Source organism: Brevibacillus centrosporus (genome assembly GCF_046622605.1).
GTDB lineage: Bacteria > Bacillota > Bacilli > Brevibacillales > Brevibacillaceae > Brevibacillus > Brevibacillus centrosporus.
In genome coordinates this window covers 4,861,229-4,881,683 of record NZ_CP176856.1, presented here as the reverse complement: position 1 = coordinate 4,881,683, position 20,455 = coordinate 4,861,229, and the positions used below count along the sequence as shown (strand labels likewise).

General features: G+C 51.0%; 17 protein-coding genes, 4 pseudogenes and 1 riboswitch. Of the genes and pseudogenes, 17 read left to right on the top strand and 4 right to left on the bottom strand.

Features of this window, described 5'->3' with window-relative positions; genetic code table 11:
• The first annotated feature begins 105 nt into the window (after positions 1 to 105).
• From ACLIN2_RS24575 to ACLIN2_RS24545, 7 genes and pseudogenes are all read left to right on the top strand, one after another.
• Positions 106 to 1,467, top strand: a complete 1,362-nt coding sequence (locus ACLIN2_RS24575; protein WP_411502423.1) for a glycosyltransferase family 2 protein — start codon at positions 106 to 108, stop codon at positions 1,465 to 1,467.
• An 87-nt stretch (positions 1,468 to 1,554) separates the two neighbouring features.
• Complete coding sequence (locus tag ACLIN2_RS24570) at positions 1,555 to 3,054, top strand: glycoside hydrolase family 18 protein (protein ID WP_411502422.1); 1,500 nt, start codon at positions 1,555 to 1,557, stop codon at positions 3,052 to 3,054.
• 199 nt (positions 3,055 to 3,253) lie between these two features.
• A riboswitch (cyclic di-AMP (ydaO/yuaA leader) is annotated at positions 3,254 to 3,386 on the top strand.
• Between the two features lie 213 nt (positions 3,387 to 3,599).
• Positions 3,600 to 4,355: pseudogene (locus tag ACLIN2_RS24565) on the top strand (ABC transporter ATP-binding protein); the annotation flags it as partial.
• Positions 4,356 to 4,412: 57 nt separating this feature from the next.
• Positions 4,413 to 5,063 carry an ABC transporter permease gene (locus ACLIN2_RS24560; RefSeq protein ID WP_092272819.1) on the top strand — a complete coding sequence of 217 codons (651 nt, stop codon included), beginning with the start codon at positions 4,413 to 4,415 and terminating at the stop codon, positions 5,061 to 5,063.
• A 13-nt stretch (positions 5,064 to 5,076) separates the two neighbouring features.
• Positions 5,077 to 5,976: an osmoprotectant ABC transporter substrate-binding protein gene (locus ACLIN2_RS24555; protein ID WP_411502421.1), complete on the top strand. Its 900-nt coding sequence runs from the start codon at positions 5,077 to 5,079 to the stop codon at positions 5,974 to 5,976.
• Between the two features lie 21 nt (positions 5,977 to 5,997).
• Positions 5,998 to 6,645: an ABC transporter permease gene (locus tag ACLIN2_RS24550; RefSeq protein WP_411502420.1), complete on the top strand. Its 648-nt coding sequence runs from the start codon at positions 5,998 to 6,000 to the stop codon at positions 6,643 to 6,645.
• 55 nt (positions 6,646 to 6,700) lie between these two features.
• Complete coding sequence (locus ACLIN2_RS24545) at positions 6,701 to 7,015, top strand: metal-sulfur cluster assembly factor (protein ID WP_411502419.1); 315 nt, start codon at positions 6,701 to 6,703, stop codon at positions 7,013 to 7,015.
• A 64-nt stretch (positions 7,016 to 7,079) separates the two neighbouring features.
• Here ACLIN2_RS24545 and ACLIN2_RS24540 read toward each other — a convergent pair whose 3' ends face one another.
• Positions 7,080 to 7,202, bottom strand: a complete 123-nt coding sequence (locus ACLIN2_RS24540) for a hypothetical protein (RefSeq protein WP_310231855.1) — start codon at positions 7,200 to 7,202, stop codon at positions 7,080 to 7,082.
• An 18-nt stretch (positions 7,203 to 7,220) separates the two neighbouring features.
• A pseudogene (locus ACLIN2_RS24535) lies at positions 7,221 to 7,877 on the bottom strand (APC family permease); the annotation flags it as partial.
• Positions 7,878 to 8,046: 169 nt separating this feature from the next.
• Between ACLIN2_RS24535 and ACLIN2_RS24530 the strand changes: the two are divergent.
• A pseudogene (locus ACLIN2_RS24530) lies at positions 8,047 to 8,304 on the top strand (aminotransferase class III-fold pyridoxal phosphate-dependent enzyme); the annotation flags it as partial.
• Positions 8,305 to 8,318: 14 nt separating this feature from the next.
• Here the strand turns inward: ACLIN2_RS24530 and ACLIN2_RS24525 are convergent.
• Together ACLIN2_RS24525 and ACLIN2_RS24520 are read right to left on the bottom strand one after the other, a co-directional pair.
• Positions 8,319 to 8,384 (bottom strand): annotated as a pseudogene (locus ACLIN2_RS24525) (IS3 family transposase); the annotation flags it as partial.
• Positions 8,385 to 8,595: 211 nt separating this feature from the next.
• Positions 8,596 to 10,020: a HAMP domain-containing methyl-accepting chemotaxis protein gene (locus ACLIN2_RS24520; protein ID WP_411502418.1), complete on the bottom strand. Its 1,425-nt coding sequence runs from the start codon at positions 10,018 to 10,020 to the stop codon at positions 8,596 to 8,598.
• 361 nt (positions 10,021 to 10,381) lie between these two features.
• On the opposite strand from ACLIN2_RS24520, the gene ACLIN2_RS24515 reads away from it, so the two are divergent.
• The 9 genes from ACLIN2_RS24515 (at position 10,382) to ACLIN2_RS24475 (ending at position 20,389) form a co-directional block, all read left to right on the top strand.
• Positions 10,382 to 11,143 carry a DeoR/GlpR family DNA-binding transcription regulator gene (locus ACLIN2_RS24515; protein WP_400587407.1) on the top strand — a complete coding sequence of 254 codons (762 nt, stop codon included), beginning with the start codon at positions 10,382 to 10,384 and terminating at the stop codon, positions 11,141 to 11,143.
• 76 nt (positions 11,144 to 11,219) lie between these two features.
• Complete coding sequence (locus ACLIN2_RS24510; protein WP_411502417.1) at positions 11,220 to 12,314, top strand: zinc-binding dehydrogenase; 1,095 nt, start codon at positions 11,220 to 11,222, stop codon at positions 12,312 to 12,314.
• A gap of 317 nt (positions 12,315 to 12,631) precedes the next feature.
• Complete coding sequence (locus ACLIN2_RS24505) at positions 12,632 to 13,684, top strand: ABC transporter ATP-binding protein (protein WP_400587238.1); 1,053 nt, start codon at positions 12,632 to 12,634, stop codon at positions 13,682 to 13,684.
• Positions 13,677 to 14,555: a carbohydrate ABC transporter permease gene (locus ACLIN2_RS24500; RefSeq protein ID WP_411502416.1), complete on the top strand. Its 879-nt coding sequence runs from the start codon at positions 13,677 to 13,679 to the stop codon at positions 14,553 to 14,555. Before ACLIN2_RS24505 ends, ACLIN2_RS24500 begins: the two co-directional genes overlap by 8 nt.
• Positions 14,556 to 14,713: 158 nt before the next feature.
• Complete coding sequence (locus ACLIN2_RS24495; protein ID WP_092273039.1) at positions 14,714 to 15,505, top strand: carbohydrate ABC transporter permease; 792 nt, start codon at positions 14,714 to 14,716, stop codon at positions 15,503 to 15,505.
• Between the two features lie 21 nt (positions 15,506 to 15,526).
• Positions 15,527 to 16,840, top strand: coding sequence for an ABC transporter substrate-binding protein (locus tag ACLIN2_RS24490; RefSeq protein WP_411502415.1), 1,314 nt, complete (start codon positions 15,527 to 15,529; stop codon positions 16,838 to 16,840).
• Positions 16,841 to 16,858: 18 nt separating this feature from the next.
• Positions 16,859 to 17,632, top strand: a complete 774-nt coding sequence (locus tag ACLIN2_RS24485) for a glycerophosphodiester phosphodiesterase family protein (RefSeq protein WP_411502414.1) — start codon at positions 16,859 to 16,861, stop codon at positions 17,630 to 17,632.
• Between the two features lie 15 nt (positions 17,633 to 17,647).
• Entirely contained in the window at positions 17,648 to 19,327 is a 1,680-nt protein-coding gene (locus ACLIN2_RS24480) for a ribulokinase (RefSeq protein ID WP_411502413.1), read from the top strand.
• Between the two features lie 18 nt (positions 19,328 to 19,345).
• Positions 19,346 to 20,389, top strand: a complete 1,044-nt coding sequence (locus ACLIN2_RS24475; protein ID WP_411502412.1) for a hypothetical protein — start codon at positions 19,346 to 19,348, stop codon at positions 20,387 to 20,389.
• Positions 20,390 to 20,455 lie beyond the last annotated feature (66 nt).

The following is a 20,455-nucleotide window of genomic DNA, read 5'->3' as shown; positions in this document are numbered from 1 at the left end:
CTGGAGAGGAAGCGGAATTGGCAGAATTTGATCCCATCCGGCAAAAAAGCTTGTTAGGTATAATGTCCTATAAGAGATGCGCCCTACATACGAATGATTGGGGAGATGAAAGTGGATGGTTTGCCAAACAAGAATTCGAAATCACCTAAGCCGTCCTTGCTTCCCAAAGATAAATATATACCTATCCGAAAAAAATTTTATTACAGTCATGCTTTTGCCTTGGGCTGGATGCTATTTTCGATCTGGTTCTCGATCCCGTGGGTGATAGATTTGGGAGGGCTAGTGAGCGTGCCGGTCGCGCTGTTTGTCATTGTCGGCCTCTCCTATATTCCCGGCTATATGAATGCTTTTATGGTTTCGAGTCTATTGCTGGACCGTCAGCCCGCACTGAAGGTTACTCATCCTGCGGAAGAAATTACGATACTCATCGCCTGCCGAAATGAAGAAAATGGCATCGGTGAAACGATACGCTATATTTCGCTGCAAGATTACCGGGGGCCAATCAACATCATCGTAATTGATAACCATTCAACCGATCGTACAGCCGAAAAAGCGCTGGAGGCCGGGAGCGATTACAACGTCAACGTAAAAGTCATCGAGGAAGCGAAGCCCGGCAAAAACTTTGCATTAAATGCTGCGATTCCACATGTTGAAACGAAATGGATGATTACGCTGGATGCGGATACCTTGCTGCACAAATCCGCGGTTCGCTATATCGTGGCCCGTATGCTGTCCGCTCCGCACGATGTCTGTGCGGTTGCCGGTGCTGTTCTCGTACGGAACAGCAGAGGAAGGCTATTGGCGAGGACCCAGGAATGGGACTACTTTTTGGGAATAGCCAGTATCAAAAGGCTGCAGGGCTTGTTTCAAGGGACGTTGGTTGCCCAAGGGGCCTTTTCCATTTATAAAACGGAAGCGGTCGCCCAGGTAGGGGGCTGGCCGGATGCGATCGGAGAAGATATTGTCTTGACGTGGAGGTTTCTGGGCAATGGCTGGAAAGTTTATTTTGAGCCCTTGGCCGTCGCATTTACGGAGGTGCCCGAAACGTTCACGCATTTTTTCAGACAGCGCAGCCGCTGGGCGAGAGGGATGATTGAGGCGCTCAAAGTGATTAAACCATGGCAGCAGCCCCTTGCCTATACCAAGTATTTGACAGGCTGCAATTTCGTCATGCCGTACATCGATATCGTCTACACGTTTGTGTGGCTGCCCGGGCTCGTGTTGGCGTTTTTCGGTTCTTACTGGATAGTTGGAATGACCACTCTATTGGTTTTGCCGTTGACCTTGCTGCAGAATTCCGTTCTGTATCGCTACCAGAGAAATGTCTTCCGCGTTCTTGAGCTTCGCATTCGCAAAAATGTGCTTGGCTTTTTTGCCTATGTGCTTTTCTATCAATTTATAATGAGTCCGGTCTCTGTCTGGGGTTATTTCCAAGAGGTGTTTCGGGCCAAGAGGATTTGGAAGTAGAGCTTCATGCATGCTCGGGGTTTAACGGCTTCGCTGTCCGGGTATCATCTTGAGTAGGAAAATTCTGACTCGGGTGGGGGAGCGAAATTGTCTGCAAATCAACTTTATCGGTGTGCATTTCTATTCCTTACGATCACGCTTTGTCGTTTTTTCTTTTCTCCTTTCCCGATCAGCTATGCGATCGATGAGAACCTAATCCTCGATCCGGGGTTTGAAACCAAACAGGGGTGGGACAATTGGGGCGGGTTCTACATGTCCCCGGCAGCCAAAAACAGCGGGAGTTTCGCTGCTGCCGTCGATCAGGCTGAGGGGGGAGCAGGACAGATCATCGACGCTGCTGTCCCGGGAAAGACGTACATACTGAAAGGAAATGGCAGTGTAAACAGAATCGGTCAAGAAGGAATCATCGGGGCAGAATGTCTGGACAAGAACGGAAAACGAATCCCAGGGGGAAGAGTGACGCTTACCTTCAAGACCCCGTCCTATGAGGAAAAATCGGCATCTTTTACGACTGTGCCTGACACGGCTCACATACAGGTGTACGTCTATGTCTATCATGCCATCGCAGGCGGTGTTTCCTATTTTGATGATATAAGCCTTGTCCCTGCTTCGTGCACCTACGATTGCCATACGAATAATGCAGCGTTTCTGCCGAATGACTGGTTTGCCGAGCCCCAGGCTCCCGCAGAGATCGAAGCTCGTGTCAAGCAATTAAGCCAGATGAGAATTCGCTATCAGATGGCGGACGTTGGCATGCTGACGGAATGGGGGATGCTCGACGCGAGGAGCTACGCCGGACTGGCCCAATGGCTGAGATACTCCAAGGAAGCTGCTCCGGACCAAGTGGTAATTGCGGTGCTTAATTTTAATCAAAGGCTGACAAAGGACGGGAATGGAAACGAACAGCCGAACCCCCTGTTTGGGAAAGAGACGTTTAATCAAAATGTGAATCAGATCGTGCAGAAGCTCGTCCATGAAGGCATTTTCTGGGACGGAAAGCTGTACAGGGTGGATGGCGTTCATCTCGACATGGAACCGTTTCTACCAGACGACCGCGAACTGGAGAATACGCTTCGCTATTTGCGAGAACATGCGCTGAGCGGCAATCGCTACTTCTCGGTGGCTGCGCCCGTTCAGTATGGCGGGGAAAAACAGTGGAGCTACGAGTATATCCAAAGGATTGCCTCCATCGTCGATCAGATCAATCCGATGGTGTACGATCAAATGGGATGGGATTCGCCGATCGATTCTCCCTACGCCTATCAAACGCTATGGACCACGGAGATGAAGCGATACAGTGACGCTATTCTCTCGGCAAAAGGCAATTGCCAGCTGCTCCCCATCATGCCGGCCTATGAACGCAGAACGGTAGAAGAGATAGGAGTGGTCTATCACGATCCGTACGTGGAAAATATCTACTCCGCCGCGAAGGGCTTGGTCAATGCCAGCCAAGCAGGGGCGAATATTCACGGAGCGGGGATTTTCTGGTGGGCTACCTTTATCGGTGATTACCCAGAGCTGTATCCTCGAACGTATTACTTGCTGGACCAGGAGCACTGGATGAAAGAATGGGTCCATCATTCCTAAGTCAACGTTTTCATGTTCATGCTCTTTTTTTACGAATAGAATGCAAGAGTTATATGGATTTAAAAGGAAATGGCAGGATAAGCAAGCATAAGGCAAGAGATTACGGTCAACTGCTGCTGAGCCACAGAGAGGGGGTAATATCGAGAATTTTCAGATTTGAGCCATTGGAAACATTATGGTAACCTTTTATTGTTACCTAATTAAATACGGGCCTAGTTTCGTCTCGGACGAAAACGGGGGAACCATCTTTGGGGTTAATTCTGTGAAAACAGAAGGGATGCAAACTGCCATCCTACCCGTCAGCTAACCTCGTCGGCTAAAGCAGATCATGCATACAAGTTTCTTTTTGTCCGCTTGCTTTATGTGCAAACGGCTTTTGCTCTATTCGGGCATGGGTCGTCCGCACCTATCAAGCTTATTTGTTCATATTTGTATGTGAGAGAATAGTCGACTCATTTGCTTTTGTCGGGAAGGGCCCTCCTGATGAAACGCAGTGTGTCGGCTTTTTTTCTTTCCATAAAATTTTTGAGGAGGAGTTGGGGTAGATGATTTCCTTTCACAGCGTAGAAAAGCGCATCAACGATGTCTCCATCATCCAAAAGCTTGACCTGCAAATCAAAGCGGGTGAACTGTTCGTCTTGATCGGACCCAGTGGCTGCGGCAAGACGACGACCATGAAAATGATCAACCGCCTGATCGAGCCTACCTCAGGGCGAATCGAGATCAATGGGGAGGATGTCTCCTTGGCAGATCCCGTTGAGCTGCGGCGCAATATCGGATATGTGATTCAACAAATTGCTCTGTTTCCCCATATGACGATTGGCCAAAATGTCTCCTTGGTGCCTAGACTGAAAAAAGCAGACCAAGCGCAGTATGAAAAAAAGGTCGATGAGCTGCTGGACATGGTCGGGCTGGACCCGAAGGTTTTCAAAAACCGATACCCGGCTGAGCTGAGTGGTGGACAGCAGCAGCGTGTTGGCGTTATCCGGGCTATGGCGGCAGATCCGCCCATCATTTTGATGGATGAACCTTTCAGTGCATTGGATCCGATCAGCCGGGAGCAGCTGCAGGATGAGTTTGTAAGACTGCAAAAGACGATCAAGAAGACCATCGTTTTTGTGACGCACGACATGGACGAAGCGATCAAGATATCCGATCGCATCTGCTTGATGAACAATGGCGCTGTCGTACAGGTGGATTCTCCCGAGAAGCTGCTGCAGCGTCCTGCCAATTCCTTTGTGGCGGACTTTATCGGAATCAAGCGGTTGAAAGGCGCACAGGAGCGGCAGGCAGTCTCGTCGGCGAAAAAAGCGACGCTTCCCCGTTGGAGCATTTCGTAAAAAGAGGGAGGGGAAGACATGAGCGAATTTATCCAGTTCATCCAGGAGAGGCACGAGCAGATTTTATTGTTGATCTGGGAGCATAGCTACATTTCGTTTATCGCGGTCATGGCAGGATTTCTCGTCTCTGTGCCGCTCGGAATCATCCTGACGAGAACGGAAAAAATGAACCGCTACGTCATTGGCTTTGTCAATATTTTGCAGACCATTCCCAGCCTTGCCCTTTTAGGGCTGATGATCCCGCTGCTTGGAATCGGGGCTGTACCAGCAATTGTGGCACTGTTTCTTTACTCGCTCTTACCCATGCTTCGCAACACCTTTACCGGCATCATGGAAGTAGACCCTGCGCTGAAAGAGGCGGCGAAGGGAATGGGGATGACCAGCTTTCAAATTTTGTGGAAGGTGGAGCTGCCCCTCGCGATCTCGATTATCATGGGTGGATTTCGGACGGCAACTATATATACCATCAGCTGGGCAACGCTCGCTGCGGTGATCGGAGGAGGAGGACTCGGGTATCTGGTGTTTACCGGACTTGGGGTTGCAAACGACAACATGCTTTTGACAGGAGCGCTTGCAACCGCGATGCTGGCGACGATAGCCGATTTTATTACACGGAAAATACAAAATGTTTGCACACCAAAAGGTCTAAGAAGCAATCGCGCGAATTAAGGGGGAGCAATTAATGAAAAAGAGATGGATATACACTTTTGTTACGGCCGTTCTTACAGTAGTCTTGCTTGCAGGCTGCGGCTCCAGTAATGTCGTCAAGATCGGGCACCAGCCAACGAGCGAACAGACGATCATGGCGCAGATGCTCAAGCAGGTCATCGAGGGGAATTCCGATATCAAGGTCGATCTGGTTGGAGGACTGGGGGCAACTCCAGTTGTGCTCAAGGCCATGGAGAACAACGACATTCAAATATCTGCTATCCGCTACGTGGGGACGGATCTGACGAGTAGCCTAGGGCTGAAGGAATTCAGCAAAGACCCGCAGGAAGCCTTTGATCTGGTGAAAAAAGGCGTAGCGGAGAAGTTTGATCAGGAGTGGTTCCCGTCTTACGGTTTTGACAACACCTACGTGTTTACGGTACGCAAGGACATCGCGGATAAATACCAGCTGAAAAAAATCTCCGACCTGGCAAAGGTAGCGGGGGAGCTGCATCTCGGTACAGATGCGAGCTGGCTGGAGCGACCCAATGACGGGTATGAGGCATTCAAGCAGGAATACGGCTTTGATTTTGGCAAAAAGACTCCGATGGATATCGGTCTGGTCTATAAAGCCGTTGCAAATGGAGAGGTAGATATTGTGCTGGCTTACTCCACGGACTCGCGCCTGAAGGAATTTAATCTGGTCACGCTGGAGGACGACAAGCATTTCTTCCCGCCGTATGGTGCTTCCGCTGTCGTGCGCAACGATACGCTCAAGCAGTACCCACAGCTAACCGAACTCATTAACAAGCTGAGTAATAAAATTGATACGCCAACCATGACCGCGCTCAACTATCAGGCGGACGTCGAGAAACACGACCCGGAAGAGATCGCCCGGACGTTTTTGCAGGAGCAAGGCTTGATTCAAAAGTAACGCGAAAGGGAGGTGGGCTCGTTGAATGCTTTTGAATTTATTTCGAGGTATGGCGGGCAGATCCTGGAGCTGACAGGAGAGCATCTTTACATGAGTGCTATCGCCATTTTGCTGGCGATCGTGATCGGTGTTCCGCTCGCGGTATTCATGACACGCAATCCGAAGATCGCTGTGACCATTCAAACGATCATCAATACCGTCCAAACGATTCCGACGATCTCGCTGCTCTTGATCGTTATGATCTTTCTCGGATTGGGATACAGCACAGCGATTGTGGCTCTGGTTCTCTACTCGCTGCTGCCGATTGTGCAGAACACCTATGCAGGGCTGGAAAACGTGGATAAGAGCATGATCGAAGCAGGAACAGGCATGGGCATGACGCGCCTGCAGCTCTTGACCTACGTGAAGCTGCCGCTCGCTTTGCCGATCATTTTGGCGGGGGTCCGCATTGCCGCTGTGGTTGCGGTAGGGTCTGCGACGATCGCGACATTCGTCGGGGCAGGCGGCTTGGGGGAAATGATCATGCGGGGAATTTCTACGACCGATGACCAGAAGATTTTGGCCGGGGCGATCCCGGCAGCGGTCCTCGTCGTTGTCGTTGACATGCTGATTGGAAAAATCGAAAAAAGAGCGAGCTATCGCGTGAATACCGCAAGAACGAATAAGTAACGATTGCCAGTGGGCATCTTAAAGTGTAGCAAATCGTGGAAAAGAGGTGCTTGCTTTGAAAACGGAAGATGCCATCTGGGGAGCACTGGAGGAAGTGCTCGATCCGGAAGTGGGAGTCAATATCGTGGACTTGGGACTCGTGTATGAGGTTGCCGTAGAGGACAATGGGCAAGCAAATATTCAAATGACGCTGACGATACCCCAATGCCCGCTGGCGGATGAAATCGTAACGAATGTAGAAGAGGCAGCAGCTGCCGTACCGGGAGTCAAAGGCGTCAAGGTCTCTCTCGTCTGGGAACCAAAGTGGAGTCCGGCGAGAATGAATGACAAGGCAAGGGAAGAGATTCGAGCACGCCGAAGTCTCGTGTAAAAAAGCAAAATGCAGCGTCAGGTTGAGGGAGGATGAGACCCTTTGACCGACGCTGCTTTGCTTTTCAATCGCTGCTTACACAGAGCTCCAAGGCATTCTCGGACAACGAAGCCACGCATCCTTCCTCCAACAGCAGGCTCTCAACCACTCCGTGACAGTTGCTCACAATATCGAATGTGACTTTCATCTTTGGCACTCACCTCTGTCAATCCAGATCGTGATTGTGGAATAGGCTGGAGAGCGTCTTTTTCAAAAAGCTGGATACGACAAAAATCGAATGGAACAGGTCACCACCGAGGATCATGGACATCTCAGGAGAAGGAGAGTCCTGATTTTGAAACGGCACAACGGAGGGAAAAGCCAGCTGGGTGAAGTAGGAAGCAATGATGAAGATGAAGCCGCCAATCAAGGCAACAAGAAAAATACCGCGTGGAATGGTCTTCATCGGATTGATCGCTTCTTCCGTGTAGGTCGTCACGGCATCAAAGCCCAGGAACGAGAAACAAAGGATGGCTGCACCTGCCATGAGTGTCGGAAATGACATGCCTTCTCCGTAAAACGGTGTGATGGGAAAAGCGCTGCCTGTTGGGCTGGTCCCGGTCAAATGCTGAATGGCTAACGCTGCAAGCAGAAGACCGAGGATCCAGGAAGGAACGTTTGGGAAGGCCGCTGATAGATAAATCGTTCCCAGCAGCACATTGATGATGGGCAAGAAGACGTAATCTAAGAGTGATACCCAGCCGACGAGAAAACCAAAGTGGGGGTTAATGGTCTGGCGCGCGTAAGAGTAGGCGGAGCCCGCTACCGGAAATTCCTTGACCATGCTTCCGTAGCTGGCGGTGGTAAACAGCATGGCTGCGAATTTTAATCCGTATAAGGCTGTCCGTCATGGGGTACAAGCCTCCTTTGCTGAAATATGCTGCACCCATTTCGTCTAGCAATAGATGTGCCAAACACATTCACTCCTCGTAAATGGCATGAATTTTGCTGAGACGAACCAGTGGAACAAAGAATGAGGAGGAGATTCCTATGAGCAGCATGTACCCAGGGGGCCGTTTACGACTGTATCCACGTTTGCTGTGAAAGGAGAAGGCGCGCTCTTGACGGACGTGGACGGAAATACGTTCATCGATTTCGCAGGAGCGATCAGCACGCTGAACGCGGGACATTGCCCACCGAAAGTGGTGGAGGCGCTCAAGGAACAGCTGGACAAATACATCCATCCCTGCTTCCATGTCATGATGTATGAGCCGTACGTGGAGCTGGCGGAAAAGCTGAATCAAATTACGCTAATCCACGGGTGTTAGCTTTTTAATTTTCTTTGTGGTCGACTTTGGTTGTAAATTTGGATATACTCATCAATTTCGACTTTGTGCTTCCTCTAAGCTTCGGAAATCATAAGGGTTTGAGATGCGAGAAGAAGCTCCCCCTTTCCCTATAGGCTTCTTACATTTGATAATTCCTGTACCTGATTCGACTTGAGAAAACTTGGCTTGGCCATGCTTTATTAACGGAACCGCAGCAATAAAAAACTGCCCGCACGACTTTCCCAGAAAGGAAATCGTGTGGACAGCCAATAATCACAGCTTGGAGACAAGAACATTTAGTTTTTCAGCCATGCTCGCAAGCTCTTCTGTGGCAGATGCCGTCTCTTCCGTACTCGCAGAGGTTTGCTCGGTTACAGCGGCGATGCTCTGCGCCGAATGCAAAATAGTACTCGTCTGCGCTGATTGCTCCTCGCAGCTCGCAGCTACATCGGTGATTCTCTCTGCCGAGTTGTTCACGTACGCAATGATTTCGGTAAACGAATGACCGGCATTCGTGATCAGCTCATTTCCTGTGCGTACGGTTTCCACCGCATCTTGTGTGCTCGCTTGCATCGTATGGACGAGCTGAATGATTTCCTTCGTCGCTTCTCCACTCTGATTGGCCAGTTTGCCTACCGAGTCGGCCACAACGGCAAAGCCTCTGCCGTGCTCGCCCGCACGCGCTGCCTCGATGGATGCATTCAATGCAAGCAGCTTAGTTTGGTCCGCAATGTCCTTGATTGTGGTCACGATCAAATCAATTTTCTTAGAGTTGTCTAGAAGCTCGTACACTTTCTTGGAGATCTCCTGCATACCGGACATGGCTTTGTTCATCATTTTCCCGCCATTTTCAGCGATGTCGGAGGTCTGATTGACGAGCGAGCTCGTCTGTTCAATATTGGAGGCGATTTGTCCGATTGCTTTATCCATCTCCTCGATCATTTCAGAAATGTTGTTTACCATATTGGTCTGGTGCAGGCTTCCTCCCGCCATTTCCTGGATGCTGGCGGTGATCTCTTCTGAAGAGCTGGCGACTGTTTGAGAAGAGAGGTGAATGCTCGATGCGACAGAGCGCAGATCCCGAACCGTCATGATAGCCAAAGCGATTCCAACCGCCAAGGCGATCAGACTTACGATGCTCACGGTAATGAACGCCGAATTATAAATGTTGACCGATTGGTTCGTTGCCTCCGTAGCACCTCTTTGGTTCATCTCCTTCAGTTTGACCAGTGTCTGCTGGGATTGCTCCCACGTCGCGGTAACTTTCTTCACTTCCTGAATGGTTTTGCCTGTGTCACTGCCTTTTGCCATATTGATTACTTGCTGAAGCTGCTGTTCGTAAGCTGTCCATAACTGCTTGTATTCACTATAGAGTTGTCTCTCCTCGTCACTATTTATCAGCTTTTCATACTCCATTGTCGATTTGTGGATTCGCTCCTGAAACACTTGAAGCTGGGAGAGCAGCTTGGAAATTTCTTGCGGATCAGATTCCAACCCAATCCGGTTGACCAACCGTGGCACATTTGTGCCAAGTGCATTGATTTCACTGATCAGAGACATGCTGGGAACCCAGTTCTCTTTGATTTCCTTGGAGTGGTCTCCCATTCGGCTCATTTGAAAAATAGATAGGGAACTGATGATGAGTAATAACGCTAAAAGAATGAAAAAGCCTGTTAAAACCTTCTTGTTGATCGCCATGACTGCTCTCCTCCGAGTCCTGTTGAAGTCGCTTGGTGCTGTCCTCTAATTTCCCGCATCTGAAAATATTCAAACATGAAAAATAACGTGGCATCAAACTAATCTGGGAAGAGTACGCAGCGCATTTGCGCGTTTTTGCTTGCCAGTCGCGCAAAAAAATCTTAACGATAACTACACAATGACTCCCGGAAAGCCTGGTACGATAGGCATAGACGGACATTTGTGCAAAAAGTTCGATATTGACAAGGAGAATTGTGGCAAGGTAATCTAAAAGTGCAAGAATGAGCAGAAATGAACAAAACGAACAAAGTGCGCAAATAAAGTGAGAAACGAACTTATTCAGGGGAAAAGGATGAGGGTTATGCTAGCGGCAGAAAGAAAATTGAGGATCGTTGAATATGTGAGACAGCATCGGACGGCGTCTGTTTCCGTGCTCGCCAAGGAATTTGGCGTCCATGAAGCGACAATCCGCAGGGATCTGGCAGAAGTTGAGCAGGAAGGACTGCTCAAGCGGACTCATGGTGGAGTGATCGTGGAACGACTGACACCGAATGAGCCTTCCTTCAACGAACGGACGAATGTGGCACTCGATCAGAAAATGCGCATTGGCAAGATGGCGGCAAGTCTGGTGGAGGACGGCGATCACATCATCATCGATTCGGGAACGACGACGCTGCATATCGCCAAAAATCTGGTGAACCGCTCCAATCTTACGGTCATTACGAATGACATCAACGTTGCAGCTGAGCTGAGGGATGCTCCTGGCGTCAAAGTCACGGTGACAGGGGGCGAGCTCTACCCATCCAGCTTCATGCTCAACGGGATGTTTACCGATCACGTACTTCGCTCGTTGCACGTGTCCAAGGCTTTTATCGGCACACCCGCCATCCATCCCAAGCATGGCCTGATGCATCCAGAGGCGCAACTGGTGCTGGCGAAGCAGGGAATGATCGCTGCAGCCCAAGAGGTCATTGTCGTAGCCGATGAAACCAAGATCGGCAAGCTGTCTTTGTACAAAGTCGCGCCTAACAGCTCGATTCACACCTTGATTACGGGCAAGGAAGTGGCGGAATACGACATCAAGCCGTTTCACGATACGGGAATCAACGTCATCACCGTATAGCAGGTGAATCTCTCCGGGCGCTTTTCTAGGCCCGGAATTCATAATCATAGAAACTTCAGATGGAGGTGTTCTGTTGGTGGGCACCACAACAACAGAAACAGTACATTCGCGAACGCTGCGCTTGACGGAGCCCCATGTGGTTTTGGAGCAGGATATCCACCGCAGTGTTCCCGAGGGATACGTCGTAGTTGAACCAACTCTCGCCAGCATTTGTCATGCCGATCTTCGCTATTTCGGAGGTACACGAAAACCGGAAGTCCTCGCTAAAAAGCTGCCGATGGCGCTCTTGCACGAAGGGATTGGAACGATTGTGGGCGGAGAGTCCACACGGCTTTCCTATCGTCAGAAGGTTGTGATTGTTCCGTATTTGGCCGGCTATTTGCTAGAGGATCAGGGGCTGGCGCACAGCTGTCCAGCATGCAGAGGGGAAATCTCAGATAACTATTGCACGCATAGCAGGTTTCTGGGAAGTGGCACAGATGGAATCGCACAGAGTCGTTTGGTCATCCCTGAGCCATGCGCGATCCCGATCCCGGAATCAATCCCTGATGAAATCGCTGTGCTGACTGAGCTTTGCAGTGTTTCCTACCGCGCGCTCCGCCCTGTAAACAACTTGCTCGGTCAGGCGAAAATTGCCGTATTTGGCGACGGGCCTGTGGGGTATTTGACGGCCGCTATGCTCCATCACGCTTTTGGGGTTGGTCCCGATCGGTTGACGGTTTTTGGAGCGATTCGAGAGAAATTGGATCAATTCACGTTCGCTCGTACAGAAATGGTACAGCAGTACGACTTCTCATCAGGTGAGCCAGTAGATATTGTTGTGGAGTGTACAGGTGGGAAGTTCAGCGAAAGTGCGATCAACCAAGGGATTACTCTTTTGGCAGCAGGTGGTCATCTGATCGCGATGGGTGTGAGCGAGGATTTGGTCCCTATCAATACGCGCGATGTGCTGGAGAAGGGACTGACACTCTACGGCAGCAGCCGCAGCTCGATCCCGGACTTCGAGGGAGTGCTGCAAGTCATGCAGCAAAAGGCTTGTCAGGACACTCTTCGTCCTCTCATTCCTGACTCCTACACAGTGGTGGCCAAGGCAGAAGACTTTGTTGGCGCAATGGAATCTGCCTTGGCACACAGAGAGTGGAAAAAGACCTACCTCGACTTTCAATGGTGAGCATTGCTTGCGATGCAGCGATCACAAGTGATTGAGCCGGGCAAGTCTTACAAGGATTATAACACACAGGAAATGAAGGTAGTAATGACCGGCAGCAGGAGGAGAGAGGATTGACCAGTGGCTCCTCCTTCCCGAGTCATCTGGAAAACAAAAATGTAAGCGCAATCATCCAAGTTTACAATTTCTTAAAATGCGCTTCATATTTTCAGTAAAAAGCCCTTTTATAATAAAAACGAACACAAATGAGCAATATCGAGCAAAACTGCTTCTCCCATTGGATGAGAAAAGCGGGGAGTGCAGAACGGGGAGGAGTACGATTGGCAGCGATCGAGTTTGTGAATGTCACACAAGCGTTTGAGAAAAATGTCATCATCAAAGATTTGAACCTGAAGATTGAGGATGGGAAATTCACCGTGTTGGTTGGACCGTCCGGCTGCGGAAAGACGACACTGCTGCGAATGATTGCAGGACTGGATCGTCAGACCGCAGGATCGGTGCTTATCGGCGGAGAGGATGTCACAGACATTGCTCCCGGACAAAGAGGGGTAGCTATGGTTTTTCAGAACTACGCCCTGTACCCGACGATGACCGTGCGCGAGAACATTGAATTCGGCTTGAAGAACAACAAGGTGAGCAAAGAGGAACGAAATCGTCTGGTAGAAAGCATTAGCGAGACGGTCGGATTGAGCCCGTACCTGAACCGTAAGCCGTCCGCGCTGTCTGGTGGACAAAGGCAACGCGTCGCTCTGGCTCGTGCGATGGTCAAAAAGCCGTCCGTCTTCCTCATGGATGAGCCGCTGTCCAATCTGGACGCCAAGCTTCGCGCACAAATGCGCATTGAGCTGATCGAGCTACATAAAAAGCTGGGAACGACGTTTGTCTACGTGACGCATGATCAGGTGGAGGCGATGTCTATGGCCGACACCATCGTACTGATGAATCAGGGACGTATTCAACAGGAAGCGGCTCCTGAAGACATCTACCGTCAGCCGAACAATTTGTTTGCGGCGCAGTTTATTGGTGTCCCTCCGATGAATGTGGGAGATCTGGGCATGGATGGTGTGAAGTTCGGGTTTCGACCAGAGGGTGCCGTGCTGACGGCAGAGCGTACGGATTCTCATTTTGGTGTTCGTGGCCGGATCGTAACGCGGGAAATGCTCGGCTCCGAAACGATCTACCAGGTAAAGACGAAGCAGCACGCGTTTATGATCAAATGCACGGAGGATCAGTTCACCGTCGATCAGGAAGTGTTTCTCGGTGTGGACGCGTCAAAGATCTTCTTTTTTGGGCAAGACGAGCATCGCATCGCACAGGATGACGTTCGCCACGCTGCCTATATGGCGGCACTGCGAGGGCAGCAGCATGAATAACACGAGAGTCTGGCAAAAGCTTCGCCCGTACGCACTGGTCCTGCCGGCGATGATCGGCATCCTCCTTTTTGTGGTGTACCCGATTCTTTACTTAATCAAGCTGAGCATGTTCAAGTACAACCTGCTGAACAAAGATAAAAGCAAGTTTATCGGGGCAGACAACTACACGGAAATTTTCTCTCGCGGCGATTTCTACAACGCCTTGCTCACGACCGTTCTCTACACCGTCGGAGTGGTTGTGATCACGATGGTGCTGTCCCTTGTCATCGCTTTGTGGCTGAATCAAAACACTCGCTTCAACGCCCTCGTGCAAGCCGGCATTTTTACACCGCATATCATCTCGATCGTATCGATTGCACTGGTGTGGATGTGGCTGATGGAACCCAATTACGGGCTGCTCAATTTTGCACTGAAAGCGGTTGGACTTCCAGCTCTCCCATGGCTGCAAAGCTCCAGTACCTCGCTCTTATCCATCATCATCGTCTCGGTATGGCAAAACGTAGGCTACTATTCCCTGCTGATCGTGGCCGCTTTGAAAAACATTCCGCAGACGATCTACGAAGCCGCTGCGCTTGATAACGCCAGCAAATTCAAAGTGTTTTACAAGATTACACTGCCCATGATTTCCCCTCAGCTGTTTTTTATCCTGGTGATCATGACGATCGGCTCGTTCAAGGTGTTCGATACAGTCAAGATCATGACGGGCGGGGGACCAAATGGCTCCACGACCACGCTTGTCTACTATATTTATGAATTCAGAACGACGAGCATCGGCTATGCGTCCGCCACTGGAGTGGTTTTGATGGCGATTATTACGGTGCTGACCTTTATCTACTTCCGATTGCTATCCAATAAGGTTCACTATCAATAATCGTCTGTGATACGACTTCAAAAAAAGGAGGTGCCCAACCGGTGCAGTTGCAAAAAGAAGGGAAAAAGCAGTCGGGGGGCGGTCCAGAGCTGAGCATCGATTCTGTGACGAGAACCGGTTCTAAACCGAAGATTGCTTCTGTCCGCAAGACGTGGAGCATGTTTTGGAAAGCGGTCGTGCTCATGGGATTTATCTTCCCTTTCCTATGGATGATCTCTACCTCGCTTCAAACCTTTGAGGAGACCATGAAGTTTCCTCCGACCTGGATACCTGCTTCTCCGCAGTGGAGCAATTTTGTGGAGGCCATGAGCTCCGGACCTTTCCTGACTTATTTTAAAAATTCCGTGATCGTCACGACCTCGATCATCTTGATCCAGCTTGCGGTCATGATCCCCGCGGCTTACGCATTTGCGCAGTACAAGTTTTTCGGCAACAAAATCCTGTTTGGCATGGTCTTGCTCGCCTTCATGATTCCGGGCCAGGTCACCTTCATTCCTGTCTACCTGATGCTGGCAGACGCAGGCATGATCAAGTCGCTTTGGCCACAGATCCTACCTTTTATGTCCAACGCGTTTGGCATCTTCCTCCTCAGGCAGTATTTCATGCAAATCCCTCAGGAGATTGTGGAGTCAGCCCGATTGGATAACGCGAGCGAATTCAAGATCATTTGGAAAATCATGATTCCCATGTCCATGCCTGCGATCTCCACAGTCGCTCTGTTCAGCTTCGTCAGTCACTGGAACGACTATTTCTGGCCGCTGGTCATGACGGATTCAGAGGCTGTCCGGCCGCTCACCATGGGAATTGCCATGCTGCGCGAGACAGAAGGCATCAGCAACTGGCACATCATCATGGCGGGCAACGTAGTATTGGTCGTTCCGATCCTGATCGTGTATCTGTTTGCTTCCAGGCAAATCGTCAAAGCTTTTGTGTATTCCGGCATCAAATAAAAGATGAATGGGGGAACTTCCATGAACAAAAAGCTTTCTGCCATCGTACTGGCAGCAACAACCGTGATTTCCGGGGTGCTCGCCGGATGTTCAGGCACCCAGTCTGAATCGTCCGCACCGACTCCATCCACCACGCAGCCGTCTGCATCGACTCCGGCTGGGAAGACCACTGTGCAGTTCTGGCATTCGCTGGGTGGCAAAAACGGCGAGTACATCAGCGCTATGATCAAGCGTTTCAATGATACGCATGACAACATCGAAGTAGTGGGGACGTTCCAGGGCAGCTACGATGAGACTGTGACCAAGCTGCAGCAATCGATCGCTGCCAAAACGGCCCCTGACATCACGATGCTGGAGCGCGCCTACGTCCAGATGTTTGCCGAGGCAGAGGTTCTGGAAGACTTGACGCCTTTCATGGCAAAAACCAATACGAGCAAGGATGACTTCCCGGAAGGTCTGATGGGCCACTCCGTATTTAACGACAAGATCGTATCGCTGCCGCTCAACCGTTCGACACCGATCATGCACATTAACAAAACGATGCTGGATGAAAAAGGTCTGGCGATTCCGACTACCTGGGAAGAGCTGAAAAAGGTCTCCGAAGCACTAGTCGTCAAAGAAAATGGAGAAGTCAAACGCTATGGTCTGAGCATGCCGTATGACACGTGGTATCCCATCGCTATGATCAGCCAGGCAGGCGGAAAGTTCTTCAATGATGATGCCACCTCGATCGGTTATGAAAAAGGCGAAGGAGTCAAAGCGTTCCAGTACTTGAAAGATTTGCAAAGCACAGGAGCTCTCTACTATCCGCCAGCACAAGACTCCGGCAATATCGTCAACCAGATGTTCACGAGCGAAAAGATCGGGATCATGTTCCAGTCTACCGGTGTGATGGGATCGGTAAAAAGCAACGCCAAATTTGATTACGTGACCGCCTTCCTGCCAAAAGACGTGGCTTTTGCGACGCCAACGGGTGGAGCAAATATCGCGATGCTCACTGATTCTACGAAAAAGGATGCCGCTTGGGAGTTTATTAACTGGGTGAATACCGATCCGCAGGGCGGCCAGCAGTTTATTCTCGATTCTGGTTACCTGCCGTTTACCAAGAAGATGGTCGAGTCTGAGCCAATCAAAGAGCTGTGGGCGAAGGACCCCAATCGCAAGGTAGCATACGATCAGCTTCAGTACGCAGTAGATACGAACAAGGACGTGGCTTGGCCGCAAATCATGCAAGAGTTCTTCAAGGCAATTCAGGCGATCATGTACGACAATAAGCCAATCCAGCCAGCATTGGATACTTTCAAAAAAGAAGCAGAACGTCTGCTTAGCGAGTAAAACAGGAGGGACATCAGCATGATAGAGGCGCTGCAGGAACAGCAAGGAATCATCGTCGCAGCACATAGAGGCTGGAAGTCGGCTTATCCAGAAAATACGCTGCTCGCTTTTCAGCAGGCCATCGAGCTGGGTGCCGACATGCTGGAATTCGATCTGCGCTTTTCCAAGGATCGAGTCATCATGGTCATCCACGACGAAACGGTAGATAGAACGACAAATGGATCAGGTAAAGTAAGCGACTATACGATGGAAGAACTAAAGCAGCTCGATGCAGGCGGATGGTTCGGGAAAGTATACGAAGGTCTGAAGATTCCTACATTAGAAGAGCTGTGCGACTTGCTCGCAAGCTATCCGGATGTCCTGTTGAATGTGGAAATCAAGCCAAGCCCGGATGCAAAGGAGGTCGCGGATGCCGCGGTCTCCCTCCTCCGGGAGCGCGGGATTCTAGCAAACTGCGTGTTCACTAGCTTCGATGCAGCTGTCATTACCCATCTGCATGACGTCCATGCGTGCAAGACGCAAGGGTTTCCTGGACAGCTGATGTCCAACTACATCGATGGCCCAGGCGGTACCTTGTCCAAAATGTGGGCAGTCGGCATCCACATGAAACTGCTGACTCCACAGCTGGTACAAGAATATAGGGAGCAGGGAATCCTCCCGTGGTGCTATTCACCGGATGACGAGCAGCAAGTCTATTACGCACTTGGATGCGGCTCCCTGCTGATGACGGTAAACCATCCGCTTCCTGCCATGCGCATCCGGGAGCGTCTTCTCACACTAGCCAACGCTTGAGGAGAGGAAGGACCTATGGAGAAACGGTATGTCATAGGGATTGATTTCGGCACAGAGTCAGGCAGAGTGGTGATCGCGGATGTCCAGCAGGGGGGCGAGCTCGCCAGTCATGCGACTTTGTACAGACACGGCACGATCGTAGAGAAACTGCCAGGCTCGGGAAAGGCGCTCGGTCAGGACTGGGCACTGCAGCATCCGGATGACTATAGAGAAGTATTGAAACATTCTGTTCCGGAGGTTCTCCGCATTTCTGGCGTAAGACCCGAGCAGGTCATCGGGATTGGTGTGGATTTTACCTCTTGCACGATCTTGCCAGTAGATGCAAAGGGCCAGCCTTTATGCGTCCAGGAACGCTATCGGAATGAGCCGCACGCCTACGTCAAGCTGTGGAAGCACCATGCCGCGCAAGAGGAAGCCAACCGGATCAATGAATGGGCCAAAGAAAGCGGCGAGACGTTTCTTGCCCGCTATGGTGGGAAAAGCTCCTCCGAGTGGATGGTAGCGAAGGTCTGGCAAGTGCTGAATGAGGCCCCAGAAATCTATCAAGCGGCTTATCGTTTCGTTGAAGCGGGAGACTGGATCGTACAGCAGCTGACTGGGAACTGGGTGAGGAGCAACTGCAGTGCGGGCTACAAGGCATTTTGGCACAAGCAGGACGGGTATCCGCCTCGGCAATTTTTCAAACAGCTCGATCCCAGGCTCGAGGATTTGACTGACACCAAGCTTGCAGGAGATGTACTACCCTTGGGCAGTCGGGCAGGAGAGTTGAGTGCAGAGGCAGCTCAACTGACAGGCTTGTGTCCAGGGACAGCTGTAGCGGTTGCCATCATCGATGCTCATGCAGGAGTAGCAGGGAGTGGAGCTGTTCGCTCGGGTCAAATGGTCATGGCGATGGGGACATCACTCTGCTTGCTCGTCCTCAGTCATAACGAAGTGAGTGTAGAGGGAGTAAGTGGCGTTGTAGAAGATGGGATGATCACGGGCTTGTACGGGTATGAAGCGGGACAGCCAGCAGTGGGGGATTTGTTTGGCTGGTACTGTGATCAGGCTGTACCTGGCTACGTGCAGGAGGCGGCGGCAAAAGAGGGCGTCAGTGTACATACCTGGCTGGAGCAAAGGGCAGCCGAGCTGAAGCCTGGACAGCATGGTCTTATGGCTGTGGACTGGTGGAACGGCAATCGGTCTGTTCTTGAGGATGCGGATTTGAGTGGACTGATCGTAGGTCTTACGCTACAAACCAAGCCCCCGGAAATTTATCGAGCCTTGCTAGAATCCACTGCATTTGGGACGCGCAAGATCATGGAAGCCTTTGAAGAGGCAGGGGTACTCGTGAATGAGATTTTTGCCTGCGGCGGCTTGCCCAAGCGAAATCGCTTATTCATGCAGATTTACGCGGATGTGACAGGGCGCGAAATCAAGATCGCGGCTGCAGCAGAAACAACGGCGCTCGGCGCGGCCATTCACGGAGCCGTCGCGGCAGGTACGGAGCGCGGAAGCTATCCGGATCTCGCAGCTGCTGCCATCCAAATGGCTAAAGTGAGGGAAGAAACCTTCCGGCCAATCCCCGAAAACGTGGCCGTGTATGATGATCTCTACCGTCAGTATATCCGGCTGCATGACGTTTTCGGGCGAGGAGGACTCGTCATGAAAGAACTCAAGCGAATCAAGCGAAAACTGATCAATCATTCGGAATGAGAAACAGGAGGTAGCAGGATGAAGCGATGGGTATCGAAATGGGTGACGGGACTCGCGGTGATCAGCTTGCTGACTACTGCTGCGCCTATGGCCTATGCAGAAAAGTCTTCATTGAAATCGAAAATGTTTGATTTGTCCGCGCCCGCAGAACAGCTCATTCGGGATAAAGAGCTGCACAATGGGACGGTCATGCAGTCGTTTGCCATCGATGACGTCAATCAAAGGATTTATGTTCTGCAATTGATGGCAGGAGGGCAGCAGCTACCGGGTGAAAGTGGGCCAGTTTCTGGTGCGCAGCGTGACAAGAACGGCGACATGACCTTGACCCAGCTGGATTTGGAAGGCAACAAGCTGGGCTACATGTTTCTGAAAGGCTTCGGCCATGGCGTGCAGATGGGAGTCGAAACGGACGGGGATACCACGTACTTGTGGACAGAGACGGATTCTGTGACGGAAGGCAGCAGCGGATGGGGAACACAGCTGGCGAGATTCCCTTTTGAAAACGGCAAGATTTTGACGCCTGACTCCGAAGAGTTGCAGAAGCATCAGCTGGTCGAAGGGGTGGATAGAACCACCGTGAATATCGATCAGGCAAACGGACTTCTGACCATGCGCTACCGCCAGGACGGTGCGTTCCGATTTGGTGTCTTCGAGCTGGATAAGGTATTGCGCAAGGAATATGAGCCCATCGCAGATGTTGCCCAGCCGAGCGTGGGGACTTTCCAGGGCTTTGCCTCCTACGGTGGGTACCTGTACCTGCTTGAAGGCAACTCCTACGGGTCAAGCGGCTCTGTGGAGCCAACGGGAAATACCTACGTGACGGTGGTTAACCTGAACTCAGGAAAGGTAGTGGACAAACAGCTGATTACAGCAGGGACGGATCTTTCCTTCCGGGAGCCAGAGGGATTGGCTGTACGTATTCCTGACGCCAAGCATCCGCAAAAGGCAGAGCTTGGGATCGGTTTTGCCTCCAGCTTTACGCCGCTGCGCTTGGCGAATGTCTTTACTTTCGACCGCTTGCTGCCCGAGCAGGCGATCGTGAACAAAAATAGCAAGGATTGATGGGGCCATTGCCGTTCTCTCTCGTGGGGGAGAACGGCTTTTTGTATAGGGGAGAGGCTGATTGCA

Excerpts from the sequence above, each read along its gene's own strand:
- ACLIN2_RS24555 (WP_411502421.1), top strand. The coding sequence starts at position 5,077 with ATGAAAAAGAGATGGATATACACTTTTGTTACGGCCGTTCTTACAGTA.
- ACLIN2_RS24520 (WP_411502418.1), bottom strand. The coding sequence starts at position 10,020 with ATGGCGATCAACAAGAAGGTTTTAACAGGCTTTTTCATTCTTTTAGCG.
- ACLIN2_RS24475 (WP_411502412.1), top strand. The coding sequence starts at position 19,346 with ATGAAGCGATGGGTATCGAAATGGGTGACGGGACTCGCGGTGATCAGC.
- ACLIN2_RS24500 (WP_411502416.1), top strand. The coding sequence starts at position 13,677 with ATGAATAACACGAGAGTCTGGCAAAAGCTTCGCCCGTACGCACTGGTC.
- ACLIN2_RS24490 (WP_411502415.1), top strand. The coding sequence starts at position 15,527 with ATGAACAAAAAGCTTTCTGCCATCGTACTGGCAGCAACAACCGTGATT.
- ACLIN2_RS24540 (WP_310231855.1), bottom strand. The coding sequence starts at position 7,202 with ATGAAAGTCACATTCGATATTGTGAGCAACTGTCACGGAGTGGTTGAG.
- ACLIN2_RS24575 (WP_411502423.1), top strand. The coding sequence starts at position 106 with ATGAAAGTGGATGGTTTGCCAAACAAGAATTCGAAATCACCTAAGCCG.
- ACLIN2_RS24480 (WP_411502413.1), top strand. The coding sequence starts at position 17,648 with ATGGAGAAACGGTATGTCATAGGGATTGATTTCGGCACAGAGTCAGGC.
- ACLIN2_RS24515 (WP_400587407.1), top strand. The coding sequence starts at position 10,382 with ATGCTAGCGGCAGAAAGAAAATTGAGGATCGTTGAATATGTGAGACAG.
- ACLIN2_RS24485 (WP_411502414.1), top strand. The coding sequence starts at position 16,859 with ATGATAGAGGCGCTGCAGGAACAGCAAGGAATCATCGTCGCAGCACAT.
- ACLIN2_RS24495 (WP_092273039.1), top strand. The coding sequence starts at position 14,714 with ATGTTTTGGAAAGCGGTCGTGCTCATGGGATTTATCTTCCCTTTCCTA.
- ACLIN2_RS24560 (WP_092272819.1), top strand. The coding sequence starts at position 4,413 with ATGAGCGAATTTATCCAGTTCATCCAGGAGAGGCACGAGCAGATTTTA.